General features: G+C 62.2%; 14 protein-coding genes. 3 read left to right on the top strand and 11 right to left on the bottom strand.

What is annotated here, in order from left to right:
- Window positions 1-41 precede the first annotated feature (41 nt).
- From guaB to ACMTA2_RS06150, 3 genes are all read right to left on the bottom strand, one after another.
- Window positions 42-1,511: an IMP dehydrogenase gene (gene guaB / locus ACMTA2_RS06160; protein WP_413794132.1), complete on the bottom strand. Its 1,470-nt coding sequence runs from the start codon at window positions 1,509-1,511 to the stop codon at window positions 42-44.
- A gap of 292 nt (window positions 1,512-1,803) precedes the next feature.
- Window positions 1,804-2,352, bottom strand: a complete 549-nt coding sequence (locus tag ACMTA2_RS06155; protein ID WP_413794131.1) for a sugar ABC transporter ATPase — start codon at window positions 2,350-2,352, stop codon at window positions 1,804-1,806.
- 66 nt (window positions 2,353-2,418) lie between these two features.
- The gene (locus tag ACMTA2_RS06150) at window positions 2,419-3,186 is read right to left on the bottom strand and encodes a sulfite exporter TauE/SafE family protein (protein ID WP_413794130.1); all 768 of its coding nucleotides are present in this window, start codon (window positions 3,184-3,186) and stop codon (window positions 2,419-2,421) included.
- Window positions 3,187-3,406: 220 nt separating this feature from the next.
- Here ACMTA2_RS06150 and xseA point away from each other — a divergent pair, with 220 nt between their 5' ends.
- From xseA to leuA, 3 genes are all read left to right on the top strand, one after another.
- Entirely contained in the window at window positions 3,407-4,786 is a 1,380-nt protein-coding gene (xseA, locus tag ACMTA2_RS06145; protein ID WP_413794129.1) for an exodeoxyribonuclease VII large subunit, read from the top strand.
- Window positions 4,787-4,789: 3 nt separating this feature from the next.
- Window positions 4,790-5,611: a peptidoglycan DD-metalloendopeptidase family protein gene (locus ACMTA2_RS06140; RefSeq protein WP_413794128.1), complete on the top strand. Its 822-nt coding sequence runs from the start codon at window positions 4,790-4,792 to the stop codon at window positions 5,609-5,611.
- 464 nt (window positions 5,612-6,075) lie between these two features.
- A complete protein-coding gene (leuA, locus tag ACMTA2_RS06135; RefSeq protein ID WP_413794127.1) occupies window positions 6,076-7,755 on the top strand; it encodes a 2-isopropylmalate synthase in 1,680 nt (559 codons plus the stop codon).
- Window positions 7,756-7,962: 207 nt separating this feature from the next.
- Here the strand turns inward: leuA and ACMTA2_RS06130 are convergent, their stop codons facing one another.
- The 8 genes from ACMTA2_RS06130 to ispG form a co-directional block, all read right to left on the bottom strand.
- Entirely contained in the window at window positions 7,963-8,382 is a 420-nt protein-coding gene (locus ACMTA2_RS06130; protein ID WP_413794126.1) for a hypothetical protein, read from the bottom strand.
- 67 nt (window positions 8,383-8,449) lie between these two features.
- Complete coding sequence (locus ACMTA2_RS06125; RefSeq protein ID WP_413794125.1) at window positions 8,450-9,241, bottom strand: amidohydrolase; 792 nt, start codon at window positions 9,239-9,241, stop codon at window positions 8,450-8,452.
- Window positions 9,229-10,377 carry a pyridoxal phosphate-dependent aminotransferase gene (locus ACMTA2_RS06120; protein WP_413794124.1) on the bottom strand — a complete coding sequence of 383 codons (1,149 nt, stop codon included), beginning with the start codon at window positions 10,375-10,377 and terminating at the stop codon, window positions 9,229-9,231. Before ACMTA2_RS06120 ends, ACMTA2_RS06125 begins: the two co-directional genes overlap by 13 nt.
- 310 nt (window positions 10,378-10,687) lie before the next feature.
- Window positions 10,688-12,160: a ribosome biogenesis GTPase Der gene (gene der, locus ACMTA2_RS06115; RefSeq protein ID WP_413794123.1), complete on the bottom strand. Its 1,473-nt coding sequence runs from the start codon at window positions 12,158-12,160 to the stop codon at window positions 10,688-10,690.
- Window positions 12,161-12,361: 201 nt separating this feature from the next.
- Window positions 12,362-13,513: an outer membrane protein assembly factor BamB gene (gene bamB / locus ACMTA2_RS06110; protein ID WP_413794122.1), complete on the bottom strand. Its 1,152-nt coding sequence runs from the start codon at window positions 13,511-13,513 to the stop codon at window positions 12,362-12,364.
- Window positions 13,506-14,147, bottom strand: coding sequence for a YfgM family protein (locus ACMTA2_RS06105; protein WP_413794121.1), 642 nt, complete (start codon window positions 14,145-14,147; stop codon window positions 13,506-13,508). The genes bamB and ACMTA2_RS06105 overlap by 8 nt, the downstream gene beginning before the upstream one ends.
- Window positions 14,148-14,187: 40 nt before the next feature.
- Complete coding sequence (gene hisS, locus ACMTA2_RS06100; protein ID WP_413794120.1) at window positions 14,188-15,477, bottom strand: histidine--tRNA ligase; 1,290 nt, start codon at window positions 15,475-15,477, stop codon at window positions 14,188-14,190.
- A gap of 22 nt (window positions 15,478-15,499) precedes the next feature.
- Window positions 15,500-16,609 (bottom strand): flavodoxin-dependent (E)-4-hydroxy-3-methylbut-2-enyl-diphosphate synthase, encoded by a 1,110-nt coding sequence (gene ispG / locus ACMTA2_RS06095; RefSeq protein ID WP_413794119.1) that lies wholly within the window; start codon window positions 16,607-16,609, stop codon window positions 15,500-15,502.

The following is a 16,609-nucleotide window of genomic DNA, read 5'->3' as shown; positions in this document are numbered from 1 at the left end:
CTGAATGAACAGCCCCGGTGATTAACGTTTTGCTGAAGGCCTTAACCTACGCGGTAGTTCGGCGCTTCCTTGGTGATCTGCACGTCGTGGACATGGGACTCGGCCATGCCAGCGCCGGTGATACGCACGAACTCCGGCTTGGTGCGCATCTCTTCGATGTTGGCGCTGCCGGTGTAGCCCATGGAAGAACGCAGGCCGCCCATCAGTTGATGGATGATGGCGCTCAGGGTGCCTTTGTACGGCACGCGACCTTCGATGCCTTCCGGCACCAGCTTCTCGGCACCCGCGGAGGAGTCCTGGAAGTAACGGTCGGAAGAGCCCTGGGCCTGGGACATGGCGCCCAGGGAACCCATGCCGCGATAAGCCTTGTAGCTACGGCCCTGGAACAGTTCGATCTCGCCCGGCGCCTCTTCGGTACCGGCGAACATCGAACCCATCATCACACAGTAGGCACCGGCGACGATGGCCTTGGACAGGTCACCGGAGAAGCGAATGCCGCCATCGGCGATCAACGGCACGCCCGTGCCCTCAAGGGCGGCGGCGACGTTGGCGATGGCGCTGATCTGCGGCACGCCGACACCGGCAACGATACGGGTGGTGCAGATCGAGCCAGGGCCGATACCGACCTTGACTGCGTCGGCACCAGCGTCGGCCAGGGCCTTGGCGGCTTCGCCGGTGGCGATGTTGCCGCCGATCACCTGCACGTCCGGGAAGTTCTGCTTGACCCAGCGCACGCGGTCGATCACGCCTTTGGAGTGACCGTGGGCGGTGTCGACCACCACCACGTCAACACCGGCACTGACCAGGGCGGCGACGCGGTCGCCGGTGTCCTTGCCGGTGCCGACCGCAGCGCCGACGCGCAGACGACCCTGGTCGTCCTTGCTGGCCAGCGGGTAGGCCTTGGCTTTTTCGATGTCGTTGACGGTCATCATGCCCTTGAGGGCGAACTTGTCGTCGACGATCAGCACGCGCTCGATGCGGTGCTTGTGCAGCAACTCGCGGACTTCGTCCTTGCTGGTGCCTTCCTTGACCGTGACCAGGCGCTCTTTGGGCGTCATCACTTGGCGCACGGAAGCATCCAGGCGGTTCTCGAAACGCACGTCGCGGGAAGTAACGATGCCGACCAGGTCACCATCGTGCAGCACCGGAACGCCGGAGATGTTGTGCATGCGGGTCAGTTCGAACAGATCCCGGACCGTGGCGTCAGCCTCGATGGTGATCGGATCCTTGACCACGCCAGCCTCGAACCGCTTGACCTTGCGCACTTCGGCGGCCTGCTGTTCGATGGTCATGTTCTTGTGGATGATCCCGATACCGCCTTCCTGGGCCATGGCAATGGCCAGGCGGGCTTCGGTCACGGTGTCCATGGCGGCGGAAACCAGGGGGATATTCAGTTCGATGCCACGGGTGAGACGGGTTTTGAGACTGACTTCGTTAGGCAGTACCTCGGAATAACCGGGCACTAGGAGAATGTCGTCGAAGGTCAGGGCTTCTTGGCTGATACGCAGCATCGCGGGGGCTCCCGAGCGGGAAAATGGAAGCGCGCCATTATACTCATGCACCCCGCCTGGCTCAATGTAAAACTCTGTCTATTATTGGCGGGGTGATTGACGGGGCTGATCGCCCCACTGCGGCGGTACACCACCCCCTGTGGCGAGGGGATTTATCCCCGCTGGACTGCGCAGCAGTCCCAAGGTGGTCGACTCATATGCCTGATGTACCGCACAGCCTGGGTTTAGGGCCGCTTCGCGCCCCAGCGGGGATAAATCCCCTCGCCACAAAAGCAGTCTCCAGTGTGCCTACCTACAACTCCACCTTCACCCAACTCACCGGCTGATCGAGCCAATCGGCGAATTCATCGAGAAAGTCCTGCTTGAACCCCGCTTCCAGCCAATTGTTGAAAATGAACCCCAGGTTGGAAAAACCGCAGGGCTGCAAGAACAGGAAGCCGTTGATGTCATCTTCATGGCCGCATTCGGGGCAGGTGAAGTTGTCGGTGCGCGCTGGCATCCAGTCTTCCAGGCTTTCGAACAGTGCTTCGCCAATTTCCTTGCGACACTCGGCACAACCGGCTTCTTCGAGAAAGCCCTTGGCCGGTGTATAGATGCAGCGCTTGGTGATGATCTCCAGGCCGTTGATCGCTTCACCGAACGGCAAGGCGTCGGGGTGCAGCACCACGTGCCTGGCACCGGGGGCGATGGCGTGGGCCATGCGATTGCCGGTGCGTCCGCAGGTGGTCAGTTGCTCCTCGACGATGTTCTTGCGCACCAACCAGCGCACGATCGCCCTGGCCCGGGGTTCGTGCACGGGCAAGGTGGAAATTTTCGGGACGATGATGCTTTGCGAATTCATGACGAGGCCTGGAGGTTCCCATGGGGACGAATAAAGGCCGGCAGCTTAATCCCTGGCCGAGCCAGGTCAAGCACTCAGGTAACGCCCGATCAAGGCAATGCCGCTGGCGAGCACCAGCCAGGTCACCAATCGCACGAACGCCTCGCGCGACAACCTCATGGTCAGGCGACGCCCCAGCCACAACCCCAGCGCCATGGCCGGTAACAAACACAGCGCCAGTACCAACAAGGGTAGCTCGGCATACACCCCGGCGACGATAAACAGGCTCAAGCGCACCACGGTGCTGCAACTGATCAAGGCGCTTTGCGTAGCCCGTGCCGGCTCCTTGGGCAGGCGGCTGTTCAGGTAGATGGCATATAAAAAGCCGCCACTGCCAAACAACGCCCCGAACATCCCTCCCACCGTCCCCATCGGCAACGCCCACAGCGATGACAACTGCGTCGGTCGGGTCTTGATCAACAGGCTATAGATGGCATAGCCGCTGATGAACAATCCCATCAACAGCAACAACAGGTCGGACTTGAGGTTAAGCAGGAAAATCACCCCCAGGGTGCAGCCCATTGCCATGCACGGCAGCAACCGCAGCAGTTCCGGCCGGGACACATCCCGGCGCGAGGGCAGCAAGTTTCCGAAGGCTGCGACGAAATCCAGCAAGACCAGCAGCGGCACGATTTTCGACAGGGGCATGAACAACAGCAGGATGGGCGCGGCCACCAGCGCCGTGCCGAACCCGGCGATGCCGAACACGATATAAGCCAGGGCGATGGCCGAGCCGATGACCAACCACTCCACGGGGGCGAATGCCCATTGGCCCAACCATGGGAGAAGATTCATCCGGCACTTCCTTGATGAGGAGAGCGGCGACTTTAGCCAGATGCCGGGGGGAACATCCAGCACTTGTGGTGATAGACCTATCGCCTTCGCGAGCAAGCTCGCTCCCACATTTGATCTTCAGTGCGACATAGATCTCCTGTGGGAGCGAGCTTGCTCGCGATGCAGGCAACCCGGTCTAATTGTCTGCACACCATCGGCGAATCCCCTTATCATGCCGCCCATGATTAAAGATCCCTTTGCCCGACTGGGCCTGGACCGCGAGGTCCTGACTGTCAGCCAGCTCAACGGCCGTGCGCGGGTGTTGCTTGAAGACGTGTTCAGCAACATCTGGGTCGAGGGCGAAATCTCCAACCTTGCCCGTCCGGCCTCCGGCCATGTGTATTTCACCCTCAAGGACAGTGGCGCCCAGGTGCGTTGCGCGCTGTTCCGGCAGAATGCCGCGCGGGTGCGCCAGGCGCTGAAGGACGGGCTGGCGGTGAAAGTGCGCGGCAAGGTCTCGCTGTTCGAAGGCCGCGGCGATTATCAGCTGATCCTCGACACCGTCGAGCCGGCCGGCGATGGCGCGCTGCGCCTGGCCTTCGATGCCCTGAAGGAAAAACTCAGTGCCGAAGGCTTGTTCAGTGCCGAACGCAAGGTGCCGCTGCCGGCCCATCCGCAACGCATCGGCATCATCAGTTCACCCACAGGTGCGGTGATCCGCGACATCATCAGCGTGTTCCGTCGTCGTGCGCCGCAGATCTCCCTGACCTTGATTCCCACCGCCGTGCAAGGTCGTGAGGCCACTGCGCAAATCGTCCGTGCGCTGAAACTGGCTGATGCCCGTGGTTTCGATGCGCTGATCCTGGCCCGGGGCGGCGGTTCGCTGGAAGACTTGTGGTGCTTCAACGAAGAGGCCGTGGCCCGGGCGGTGGATGCCTGCGTCACGCCGATCGTCAGCGCCGTGGGCCATGAAACCGATGTGTCCATCAGCGATTTCGTCGCCGACGTCCGCGCCCCGACCCCGTCCGCCGCTGCCGAACTGCTGGCGCCGGATGCCGGCGACCTGGTGCGCCGGGTCGAAAGCCTGCATCGTCGGCTGGTGATGCGCATGCGTGACCGGCTGATGCGCGATCAACTGCGCCTCGAAGGCCTTACTCGCCGCCTGCGTCATCCCGGCGAACGCCTGCGCCAGCAAGCCCAGCGCCTCGACGACCTGGACATGCGCCTGCGCCGGGCGTTCGAACGCAGCCTCAATACCCGCCGCGAACGCCTGATCCGCCTGGATACCCGCCTCGCCGGGCAACACCCGGGCCGACAGTTGGCCATGTTGCGCCAGCGCCTGGACAGCCTCGCCGAACGCCTGCCCCGGGCCATGCGCGAAGGGCTCAAGGCTCGGCGCGTGCAACTGCACAACCAGGTGCAGACACTGCACATCGTCAGCCCCCTGGCGACCCTCGGTCGCGGCTACAGCATTTTGCTCGACGAACGCGGCCAAGCGATCCGCAACGCCGGGCAAACCCAAACGGGACAGCGCCTGACCGCCAAGCTCGGCGAAGGCGAACTGCTGGTGCGGGTCGAAGACAATCACCTGACGCCGGTCACCCTTTCTCTACTGGATTGATTCATGCCGCGATATCTCGTCCCGTTGTTCTTGCTGTGCCTGACCGTCAACGCCCACGCTGACAGCTATATCACCCGCCTGTTGAACAAACCGGTGCCCGGCGGCGTGGCCGTGGTGGACCTGGGCAGCGCGGCCAAGGCACCGAAAGCCACCTACCAGGGCAAACCGGTGCTGGTGGTCAAGGAACAGCAGAACTGGCTGGCGATTGTCGGCATCCCGCTGACGGTCCAGCCCGGCACCCAGCAGATCAGCAGCGGCGGCAGCACCCAGCCCTTCGTGGTCGGCTACAAGAAATACCCCGAGCAGCACATCACCCTGAAGAACAAACGCCAGGTCAACCCGAACCCGGCAGACCTCAAGCGCATCAACGCCGAGCTGGCGGTGCAACTGAAGGCCTATCGCAGCTTCAGTCCGAACCTCCCCAGCAACCTGCTGCTGGACAAACCGGTCAACGGCCCGCTGTCGAGCAAGTTCGGCGTGCGCCGCTTCTTCAACGGCGAAGAGCGCAACCCCCACGCCGGCCTGGACTTCGCGGTGCCCGCCGGTACGCCGATCAAGACCCCGGCCGCCGGCAAGGTGATCCTCACCGGCAATTACTTCTTCAATGGCAACACCGTGTTCGTCGACCATGGCCAGGGCTTCATCAGCATGTTCTGCCACATGTCGAAGATCGACGTGAAGGTCGGCCAGCAACTGGCCCGGGGCACCGTGGTGGGCAAGGTCGGCGCCACCGGCCGGGCGACCGGGCCGCACATGCACTGGAACATCAGCCTGAACGATGCGCGGGTGGATCCGGCGATTTTCATCGGGGCGTTCCAACCCTGAATAGGATGGTGGGGCTACTGGCCTCATCGCGAGCAAGCTCGCTCCCACATAGGGATCTCCTGTGAACACAACATTTGCAACCCACAGAGATCCCCTGTGGGAGCGAGCTTGCTCGCGATGACGGCAGCCGCATCACCACCCTCCCGCAAATTGCCAAGCTCAAAACATCGACGCAATTTCTGACATCCATACCTGATACATGCGCGATTAAATCTCGCAAACCCACCAAAAAACAGAACTTCTCTCAATTTTTTCCGACTGCTTGCGATCCTCCCCTCACACGGTTAGGGTTGAAGCCATGAAAACCTCTCACACCCTCATCCAGCTTCGCCAGCACCGCAGCCTGTGCCTCGTCAGCGCACGACTGCCGGGCTGAATCGCGGCACCTCGTCCCGGCGTGAAGCCACCCCATTTGAACCACCGGCAGGCCGCCTTTTTCCGGCCACGACAATAAGGATTTCCCCATGAGCATGCTCAAAGACCCGTCTTCCAAATACCGCGCCTTCCCGACCATCAACCTGCCGGATCGCACCTGGCCGTCGAAGACCATCACCACCGCGCCGATCTGGTGCAGCTCCGACCTGCGCGACGGCAACCAGTCGCTGATCGAGCCGATGGACGCGGTCAAGAAACTGCGTTTCTGGAAAACCCTCGTGGCGGTGGGCGTGAAGGAAATCGAAGCCTCGTTCCCGGCCGCTTCGCAAACCGACTTCGACTTCGTGCGCACCCTCATCGAAGAAGGCCACATCCCGGACGACACCACCATCCAGGTGCTGACCCAGGCCCGTGAAGACCTGATCGCCCGCACGTTCGAATCCCTGCGCGGCGCGAAAAAAGCCATCGTCCACCTGTACAACGCCACCTGCCCGTCGTTCCGCCGCATCGTGTTCAACCAGGACAAGGAAGGCGTGAAGGAAATCGCGGTGAACGCGGCCAAGCTGTTCGTCAAATACGCCGCGCAGCAGCCGGAAACTCAGTGGCAGTTCGAATACTCGCCAGAGACTTTCAGCGCCACCGAACTGGAGTTTGCCAAGGAAGTCTGCGACGCCGTGATCGAAGTCTGGAACCCGACGCCCGAGCGCAAGGTGATCCTCAACCTGCCCGCTACCGTGGAAGTCGCCACCCCGAACATCTATGCCGACCAGATCGAATGGTTCCACCGCAACATCACCCGTCGTGACAGCGTGCTCATCAGCCTGCACACCCACAACGACCGCGGCACCGGCGTGGCCGCCACCGAGCTGGGCCTGATGGCCGGCGCCGACCGTGTCGAAGGCTGCCTGTTCGGCAACGGCGAACGCACCGGTAACGTCGACCTGGTGACCGTGGCGCTGAACCTCTACACCCAGGGCATCAACCCTGAACTGGACTTCTCCGACATCGACGGCGTGCGCAAAGTGGTCGAGGAATGCAACCAGATCCCGGTACACCCGCGTCACCCGTACGTTGGCGACCTGGTTCATACCGCGTTCTCCGGCTCGCACCAGGATGCCATCCGCAAGGGCTTCGCCCAGCAGAAATCGGACGCCCTTTGGGAAGTGCCGTACCTGCCGATCGACCCGGCCGACATCGGCCGCAGCTACGAGGCGGTGATTCGCGTGAACAGCCAGTCGGGCAAGGGCGGTATCGCCTACCTGCTGGAACAGGAATACGGCATCAGCCTGCCGCGTCGCATGCAGATCGAGTTCAGCCAGGTGGTACAGCGCGAAACCGATCGCCTGGGCCTGGAAATGACTGCACAGCAGATCCACGCCTTGCTGCAGCGTGAATACCTGCAAGCCAACACCCCGTACGCACTGGTCAGCCATCGCCTGCAGGAAGAAAACGGCAACAGCGCCGTTGAGGTGGAAGTGGCGAGCAAGGGCCAGGGCGAGACCAACCTGCACTGGCGCGGCAAAGGCAACGGTGCCCTGGAAGCACTGGTGGCCGGCCTGCCAATTCCAGTAGAGATCATGGACTACAACGAACACGCCATCGGCGCCGGCACCAATGCCAAGGCGGCGGCGTACATCGAACTGCGCGTCAACGGCGAGCGTGCGGTGCACGGTGTGGGCATCGATGAAAACATCACCACCGCCAGCTTCAAGGCGCTGTTCAGTGCGCTGAACCGGTCGCTGAGCCAGCCGGAGGCCAAGGCGGCCTGATCCAAGGCTGAAATGCAAAAAGGCCCTGGGGTGAGAACCCCGGGGCCTTTTGTTTGGCTGATGGTTTTGTAGGGCCTGGCAGGGCCTCATCGCGAGCAAGCTCGCTCCCACACTGGAACTTCAGTGGAGTCAAAATCCTGTGCCCGCCTCAGATCCCCTGTGGGAGCGAGCTTGCTCGCGATAGCGGCCTGTCAGGCAATGCAAGTCTCAGGCATGGGTATCAATGGAAACAGTCATCGCCTGCAACAACGCGGCCTGCAAGGTTTGCAAAGTCGCTTGGGTCGCCATGATCTGAGTCTGGATCGCCATGGTTTCCTGAGCTTTCTGCTCCTCATCGGCGCGGCTTTTTTGCACCCGTGCCAGCTGGGCTTGCTGTTCGGCCAGCAACTTCTCGGTCTGTTCGATCTGCTTCTTCAGTTGTTCGATGACATCGCTGCTGCCGCTGCTGCCACCCGCACCTGCGATATTCGCGCCACTGGTGTCGACTTCCAGTTTCTTGCTCTTGTCTTCGCTGCTGTCAGTCGATGTCACTGGACTGACCGCTTTCTCCTCTTCAGCCCCACGAATAGAGACTTTAGGGGCTGATGATGGATAAGGGTTGACGGTGGTTGCGCTGATACTGGTCATGAGCATTCTCCTTGGCTGACCGTTTATCGGCACGTCACCCCATTCCTGAAGAGTTGAAACGTTTCAGTTAGATGAATTCGAACGAGTCGGCATCCAGGTTCGCCGGAAACCGGGTGCGATACGCCGCCAGGTCCGCTGCGTTCAAGCACACCTTGAACACGCCATCCGCTTCACCGGCGCTGAGCAAGCTTTCGCCCTGGAAGTCCAGCACCTGGCTGTCACCGGTATAGGCGAAACCCTTGCCGTCGGTGCCGACGCGGTTTACCGCCGCCACATAGCACAGGTTCTCGATCGCCCGGGCCGGCAGCAGCCGGTTCCAGTGCAGGCGCCGCGCCCCGGGCCAGTTGGCGGTGTACAGCAGCAGGTCGGTGTCCTCGGCGTCACGACTCCACACCGGGAAACGCAGGTCGTAGCAAATCAGCGGACGAATCCGCCAGCCCTTGAGTTCGAACAGCACCTGTCGCTCACCCGGCGTGTAGTGGTTGTGCTCGCCGGCCATGCGAAACAGATGGCGCTTGTCGTAATGCAGCACTTCGCCGTCCGGACGCGCCCACAGCAGGCGATTGCGATGGCTGCCGTCAGCGGCCTGGATGATTACACTGCCGGTGATGACGGCGTTCAACTTTGCCGCCTGGGCCTGGAGCCACCGACGCGTCGGGCCGTTCTCCGGTTCCGCCAAGGTCTCGGACGCCATGGAAAAGCCGGTGGTGAACATTTCCGGGAGAATGATCAGGTCAGCCCCGCGCGCCTGTTCGAGCAGCGCGTCGAAATGTTCCAGATTGGCCTCGCGGTCGTGCCAAGCCAAGGTGGTCTGGACCAGGGCAATGTCGAGGTCTGGCAATGTGCTCAAATCACGCATAGTTTTTCCGCTGCTTCGCGCAGCGTCTCCTCACGTTTGGCAAAGCACAGGCGCACCAGGCGCTGGCCTTGTGGTGGATCCTGATAGAACACCGAGATCGGGATCGTCGCCACGCCATGCTCGCGGGTCATCCACACCGCCATGTCGACGTCATTGAGGTCCGGGCGAATCCGCGAATAATCCACCAACTGGAAATAAGTGCCGGTCACGCGCTTGAAGCTGAACCGCGACGGGGCCAGCAGATCGCAGAACAGGTCGCGTTTGGCCTGGTAGAAGTCCGGCAGTTCGTCGACGTGTTCCGGATGCTCGGCCATGTAGTCGGCCAGGGCGTACTGCAACGGCGTTACGCCGCAGAAGCTGACGTACTGGTGCACCTTGCGCAACTCCGCCGTCAGGGCCGGTGGCGCCACCACGTAGCCGGTTTTCCAGCCGGTGACGTGGTAGGTCTTGCCGAACGAACTGACCACGAAGGCACGGCGGTACAGCTCTTCATGGGCCAGGACACTGGCATGGGCGACGCCGTCGAAGACCAAGTGCTCGTAGACCTCGTCGCTGACCAGGTAGATATCACGGTCGCGAATCAGCGTCGCCAACTGGTCCAGTTCGGCGCGGTTGATCAGGGCGCCGCTGGGGTTGTGCGGCGAGTTGAGGATGATCATGCGCGTGCGCGGGCTCAGGGCTTCGCCGAGCTTCTCGAAGTCGATGGCGAAGTCACCCGAGCCTAATGGCACGTGCACACAGCGCCCTCCGGCCAATTGCACCGAAGGCTCGTAGCTGTCGTAGCTCGGGTCGAAGACGATCACTTCGTCACCGTTGTGAACCACCGCCGCGATGGCACAGAAAATCGCCTGGGTCGCGCCAGGGGTCACGGTGACCTCTTGATCGGCATCGACGTTGGCACCGTAGCTGCGGGCGATCTTCGCGGCGATCTGCTGGCGCAGCGCCGGCAGGCCGGTCATGGGCGAGTACTGGTTATGGCCTTGGGCAATATGCCGGCCGACTGCATCGCGCAGGGCCTGCGGACCATCGAAATCGGGAAACCCCTGGGACAGGTTCAGCGCGCCGGTCTGTGCGGCGAGCTGGGACATCTGGGTGAAAATCGTGATGCCGACGTTCGGCAACTTGCTGGTGATCATGGAAGGTCCCTGCTCTGCACCCGGCTCTGGCGCGGCGCGGGAGAGCTCGAGGATAGCCCAATCGCCGGGCATGAAAAAGGGTGCCCAGGGGCACCCGATATCACTCAATGACATAACAGCCATCCCGACACAGAACCCTGTGGCGAGGGGATTCATCCCCGCTGGGTTGCGCAGCGACCCCAAAGCGGTGAATTCAATCTACCTGACACACCGAGTTGTGGGTTTTAGGGCTGCTTCGCAGCCCAGCGGGGATGAATCCCCTCGCCACAGGTTCTGTGTCTCTGTGGGCAACGCCCCTCTGAGCAATCAATCAGCGCTTGTCGCGGCGCTTCTTGTCGGCCTTCTTGTGGTGCGACATCAAGCGGCGCTTCTTGTTGACCTGGCGGTCGGTAAGCGTGTTCTTGTTGCCTTCGTACGGGTTCTCGCCGCCCTTGAACTCGATGCGGATCGGCGTGCCGACCAGCTTCAGGACGCGACGGTAGGTGTTTTCCAGGTAACGGACGTACGACTTGGGCACCTTCTCGATCTGGTTACCGTGGATCACGATAATCGGCGGGTTGGCACCGCCCAAGTGGGCGTAGCGCAGCTTGATCCGACGGTTATTGACCATCGGTGGCGCGTGCTCGCCTACCGCATCTTCGAGGATCTGGGTGAGGCGGTTGGTCGGCCAGCGGGTGACCGCCGACTTGAACGAGTTCTGCACCGACGCGTAGAGGTTGCCCACGCCCGTGCCGTGCAGGGCCGAGATGAAGTGGATGTCGGCGAAGTCGACGAAGAACAGCCGGCGCTGCAATTCGACCTTGACGAAATCCCGCTCGCTCGGCGTCATGCCGTCCCACTTGTTGATCGCGATGACCAGCGCACGACCGGCTTCCAGGGCGAAGCCCAGCAGGTTCAAGTCGTGATCGACCACACCCTCGCGGGCGTCCATCACGAAGATCACCACGTTGGCGTCCTTGATCGCCTGCAGGGTCTTGACCACGGAGAACTTTTCAACTTCTTCGTGGATCTTGCCGCGCTTGCGCACACCGGCGGTGTCGATCAGCGTGTACTTCTCTTCGTTACGCTCGAAGGGAATGTAGATGCTGTCACGGGTGGTGCCAGGCTGGTCGTAGACGATGACCCGGTCTTCGCCGAGCATGCGGTTGACCAGCGTCGACTTGCCCACGTTCGGGCGGCCGATGATGGCGATCTTGATCCCGTCTTTTTCGCTCGGGCCTGGAATGCGCTTGGCTTCCTCGCCTTCGGCAACGATCTCCTCTTCGCCTTCTTCCGGCTCTTGCGCGTCGTCCTTGGGGAAACTCTCCAGGGCGATTTCCAGCATCTGGGTGATGCCACGCCCGTGGGCGCCAGCGATCGGAATCGCCTGGCCCATGCCCAACGGTGCGAACTCGGCGCGGGCCATGTCCGGGTCGATGTTGTCGACCTTGTTGGCAACTACGTAGGAACGCTTGTTACGTTTGCGCAAATGCTCGGCGATCATCTGGTCGGCGGCAGTAAAACCGGCCTTGGCGTCTACCAGGAACAGCACCACATCGGCTTCTTCAATGGCGAGCAGCGACTGCTCGGCCATTTTTTCGTCCATGCCATGTTCATCACCGGAGATGCCGCCGGTGTCGACCAGAATATAGGTACGCCCTTGCCACTTGGCCTCACCGTATTGGCGATCACGGGTCAGACCGGACAAGTCGCCGACAATGGCGTCGCGAGTCCTGGTCAGGCGGTTGAACAAGGTGGACTTGCCGACGTTCGGTCGGCCCACCAGGGCGATTACGGGAACCATGCGGCTCTCCACTTCGTTATTTCAGAAAATACAAAAGCCGCTGCAAGGCAGCGGCTGGTGCTCGGAGGCTGTCCTGTGGGGGCGGGCTTGCTCGCGAAAGCGGTGGGTCAGTTCACACATACGCGTCTGATACACCGCTTTCGCGAGCAGGCTCGCGCCCACAATGAAACAAGCCGCTTGGGGATTAGCCCAAGCATAGTCTTACTTGATGGTCAGGGCTTCCAGTTTGCCGCTGTTGCCATACACATAGATCATGTTGCCCACCACCAGCGGACGGGCACGCAGGCCGTCGCTGTCGATGCGCTCGCGGCCGACAAAACGACCGTCCACCTGGCTGAGCAGGTGCAGGTAACCTTCCAGGTCACCCACTGCCACGTAGCTGGAGAACACTTCCGGGGCCGACAGTTGACGACGGGCCAGGGAGTCGTTGCTCCACAAAGCGGTGGTGGAACGCTCGTCGATGCCTTCGACAGTGCCCGAGGACAGGCTCACGTAGACGCTGCCAAAGCCTTGGGCGACACCGGCGTAGCTGGATGCATCGCGTTGCCACAGCGGCCGACCGCTTTCCAGGTCCAGTGCCGCCACGCGGCCCTGGTAGCTGGCGACGTACAGCGTACCGCCGGACAGCAGCAAGCCGCCGTCGATGTCGACCACACGCTCCAGCTCCGAACGACCTTGCGGGATCGCTACGCGCTGTTCCCACACGGGCACGCCGTTGGAAATATCCAGGGCCACCACTTTACCGGTCGACAAGCCAGCCACGGCCAGGCGGTTGGTGACGACTGGCGCGCTGGTACCACGCAGGGTCAGTACCGCCGGGGTGCTGTCGTACAACCAGCGCTGGTTTCCGGTCGCGGCATCCAGGCCGATCAGACGATCGTCCTGGGTCTGGACCACCACCACGTCACCGTTGGTGGCCGGCGGTGCGAGCACTTCACTGGTCACGCGGGCGCGCCATTTCTCTTCACCGCTGCTCGCGTCCAGGGCGACGATCTCGCCCTTGAGCGTGCCGATCATGACCAGGCCATACCCCACGCCAACGGCGCCGGAAACGGGCAGCTCAAGATCCTGTTCCCATTTGACGTCGCCGTTGGTGCGGTCCATCGCCATCACCACGCCCGTGACATCGCCGGCATAAATGGTGTCGCCATCGATGGCCGGCACCAGCATGTTGTAGGTTTCACCCTGGCCATCGCCGATGGAACGGCTCCACTGCTTCTGCAGCACGACTTCTTCTTTGAAGTCGGTCAGTTCGGCCGGCGGCAGTTCTTTCTTGCTGTTGCTGCTGCAACCCGCGGCCAGAATGGCCAGGGCCAGCAATGCTGCATGTTTCCAACGGATCACGTCACGCATCCCCTTTGGCCAGGTCGTCCAGCTTGATTTGCAGGCCACCGACTGCGGCTTCATCCGACAGCGCAGCCTTGGCTTTTTGGTAGGCCGCATGGGCCTCATCGGCACGACCCAGCTGTACCAGCAGGTCGCCCTTGAGTTCTTCGCGGGTCGCCATGAATGCCTTGTCGGCATCGCCGTCGAGCAGCTTCAATGCGTCTTCGGCCTTGTTCTGCGCCGCCATCACCTGCGCCAGGCGCTGACGCGCCACTTCACCCAAGGTCGGGTTCACCGGTTTGTCGACGATACCTTGGAGTTCGGTGGCCGCGTCGTCCAGCTTGCCGCTGTCCACCGCGACCTTGGCCACGAACAGGCGACCGTACTGGGCATAGGCAGTGCCGCCGAATTCCTTGTCCAGCTTGCCGGCCAGGTCCGCCACGCGGGCCGCGTCAGGCTTGCCGTCCGGGGTCAGGGTGGTTTCCAGCAATTGCTGGTAGAGCACCGAGGCGCCTTGCGACTGGTTGCTCTGGTATTTCTGGTAGGCCTGCCAGCCGAACACGATGACCAGCGCCAACAGGCCGCCAGTGACCAGCGGCTTGCCGTTGCGCGTCCACCAGTCCTTCAAATCCGCCAGCTGTTCATCTTCGGTACTCGACACCCCAATACTCCTCAATCGCTAAATCGGCTGTTTGACAGCTTCAACCCTGCACGACGCAGGTGGCCAGGTGTGCAGCAAGCGCATCCCAGGCAATGCTTTGTTGTTCGCCCTGGCCACGCAGGGGTTTGAAACCTACCACTTGTTGGGCCAGTTCGTCGTCACCGAGGATCAGTGCGTACAGCGCACCGCTCTTGTCGGCTTTCTTGAATTGGCTCTTGAAGCTGCCGGCGCCGGCGTTGATCTGCAGGCGCAGGTTGGGCAACTGGTCGCGGATCCGCTCGCTCAACGACAAGGCGGCCAGTTCGGCGGCCTCGCCAAAGGCGCACAGGTAGACGTCGACCTGGCGGGACAGTTCTTCCGGCACCTTGTCCAAGGCTTCAAGCATCAGCACCAGGCGCTCGATGCCCATGGCAAAGCCCACGCCCGGGGTCGGCTTGCCGCCCATCTGCTCCACCAGCCCGTCGTAGCGGCCGCCGGCACATACGGTACCCTGGGCGCCGAGTTTGTCGGTGACCCACTCGAAGACGGTCTTGCTGTAGTAATCCAGGCCGCGGACCAGCTTCGGGTTGATCACGTACGGAATGCCCACGGCGTCGAGGCGCGCCTTCAACCCTTCGAAGTGCGCACGGGATTCGTCGTCGAGGTAGTCGGCCATTTTCGGCGCGTCGACCAGGACCGCTTGGGTGTCGGCATTCTTGGTGTCGAGCACCCGCAGGGGATTGGTTTTCAGACGGCGCTGGCTGTCTTCGTCGAGCTTGTCCAGGTGGGCCGAAAGAAATTCCACCAACGCTTCACGGTAACGGCCACGGGACTCGCTGGTGCCCAGGCTGTTGAGCTCGAGCTTGACCGCGTCGCGCAGCCCCAGCTCGCCCCACAGGCGCCAGGTCATGACGATCAACTCGGCGTCGATGTCCGGCCCCTCGAGGTTGAACACTTCCAGGCCAATCTGGTGGAACTGGCGATAACGGCCTTTCTGCGGACGCTCGTGCCGGAACATCGGGCCGATGTACCAGAGCTTCTGCACCTGGCCGCCGCCGGTGATGCCGTGTTCGAGCACCGCACGCACGCACGCCGCCGTGCCTTCGGGGCGCAGGGTCAGGGAGTCGCCGTTGCGGTCGTCGAAGGTGTACATCTCTTTTTCGACGATGTCGGTCACTTCACCGATGGAGCGCTTGAACAGCTCGGTGAACTCGACGATCGGCATGCGGATCTGCCGGTAGCCGTAGTTATCCAGCAGGCGCGCCACAGTGCCCTCGAAATAGCGCCACAGGGGCGTCTGCTCGGGCAGGATGTCGTTCATGCCACGAATGGCTTGCAGAGACTTGCTCACGTGTATTCCTTAATCTTTCGACTTAACCGCGCGCGATGACCGCTGCGTCGGCTTCGACCTTTTCGGCCGCCTTCTGGCGAATCAGCCGTTCCAGCTCATCCACCAGATTGTCATTCGTCAGTTTCTGCGACGGCTTGCCGTCGATATAAATCAGGTTCGGTGTACCGCCCGTCAGGCCGATATGGGCCTCCTTGGCTTCGCCCGGCCCGTTGACCACGCAACCGATCACCGCGACATCCAGCGGCACCAGCAGGTCTTCGAGGCGCCCTTCCAGTTCGTTCATGGTCTTGACCACATCGAAGTTCTGCCGCGAGCAGCTCGGGCAGGCGATGAAGTTGATGCCACGGGAACGTAGGTGCAGGGACTTGAGAATGTCGTAGCCGACTTTCACTTCCTCGACCGGGTCAGCCGCCAACGAGATGCGGATGGTATCGCCAATCCCTTCGGCGAGCAGCATACCGAGGCCGACGGCGGATTTCACCGTGCCCGAACGCAAACCACCGGCTTCGGTGATGCCCAGGTGCAGCGGCTGGACGATTTCCTTGGCCAGCAGGCGGTAGGCTTCGACCGCCATGAACACGTCGGAGGCCTTCACGCTGACCTTGAAGTCCTGGAAATTCAGGCGTTCGAGGTGCTCGACGTGGCGCAGGGCCGATTCCACCAGCGCTGCCGGGGTCGGCTCGCCGTATTTCTTTTGCAGGTCTTTTTCCAGGGAGCCAGCGTTGACGCCGATGCGGATCGGGATGCCCCGGTCGCGAGCGGCATCCACCACGGCACGCACACGGTCTTCGCGGCCGATGTTGCCCGGGTTGATGCGCAGGCAATCGACGCCCAGCTCGGCCACGCGCAGGGCGATGCGGTAGTCGAAGTGAATGTCGGCCACCAAGGGAACCTTGACCCGTTGCTTGATCTTGCCGAATGCCTCGGCGGCGTCCATGTCCGGCACCGAAACCCGAACGATGTCGACACCGGCGGCTTCCAGGCGGTTGATCTGCGCGACCGTGGCGGCCACGTCATTGGTGTCGCTGTTGGTCATGCTCTGCACAGCGATAGGCGCATCGCCGCCCACGGGCACGTTACCGACCCAGATCTTTCGGGATTCGCGACGCTTGATTGGAGATTCGCCGTGCAT

This window comes from Pseudomonas medicaginis, assembly GCF_965119365.1.
Lineage (GTDB): Bacteria > Pseudomonadota > Gammaproteobacteria > Pseudomonadales > Pseudomonadaceae > Aquipseudomonas.
This window is presented reverse-complemented; position numbering and strand designations above follow the sequence as displayed.

Excerpts from the sequence above, each read along its gene's own strand:
- guaB (WP_413794132.1), bottom strand. The coding sequence starts at position 1,511 with ATGCTGCGTATCAGCCAAGAAGCCCTGACCTTCGACGACATTCTCCTA.
- ACMTA2_RS06155 (WP_413794131.1), bottom strand. The coding sequence starts at position 2,352 with ATGAATTCGCAAAGCATCATCGTCCCGAAAATTTCCACCTTGCCCGTG.
- ACMTA2_RS06150 (WP_413794130.1), bottom strand. The coding sequence starts at position 3,186 with ATGAATCTTCTCCCATGGTTGGGCCAATGGGCATTCGCCCCCGTGGAG.
- xseA (WP_413794129.1), top strand. The coding sequence starts at position 3,407 with ATGATTAAAGATCCCTTTGCCCGACTGGGCCTGGACCGCGAGGTCCTG.
- ACMTA2_RS06140 (WP_413794128.1), top strand. The coding sequence starts at position 4,790 with ATGCCGCGATATCTCGTCCCGTTGTTCTTGCTGTGCCTGACCGTCAAC.
- leuA (WP_413794127.1), top strand. The coding sequence starts at position 6,076 with ATGAGCATGCTCAAAGACCCGTCTTCCAAATACCGCGCCTTCCCGACC.
- ACMTA2_RS06130 (WP_413794126.1), bottom strand. The coding sequence starts at position 8,382 with ATGACCAGTATCAGCGCAACCACCGTCAACCCTTATCCATCATCAGCC.
- ACMTA2_RS06125 (WP_413794125.1), bottom strand. The coding sequence starts at position 9,241 with ATGCGTGATTTGAGCACATTGCCAGACCTCGACATTGCCCTGGTCCAG.
- ACMTA2_RS06120 (WP_413794124.1), bottom strand. The coding sequence starts at position 10,377 with ATGATCACCAGCAAGTTGCCGAACGTCGGCATCACGATTTTCACCCAG.
- der (WP_413794123.1), bottom strand. The coding sequence starts at position 12,160 with ATGGTTCCCGTAATCGCCCTGGTGGGCCGACCGAACGTCGGCAAGTCC.
- bamB (WP_413794122.1), bottom strand. The coding sequence starts at position 13,513 with ATGCGTGACGTGATCCGTTGGAAACATGCAGCATTGCTGGCCCTGGCC.
- ispG (WP_413794119.1), bottom strand. The coding sequence starts at position 16,609 with ATGCACGGCGAATCTCCAATCAAGCGTCGCGAATCCCGAAAGATCTGG.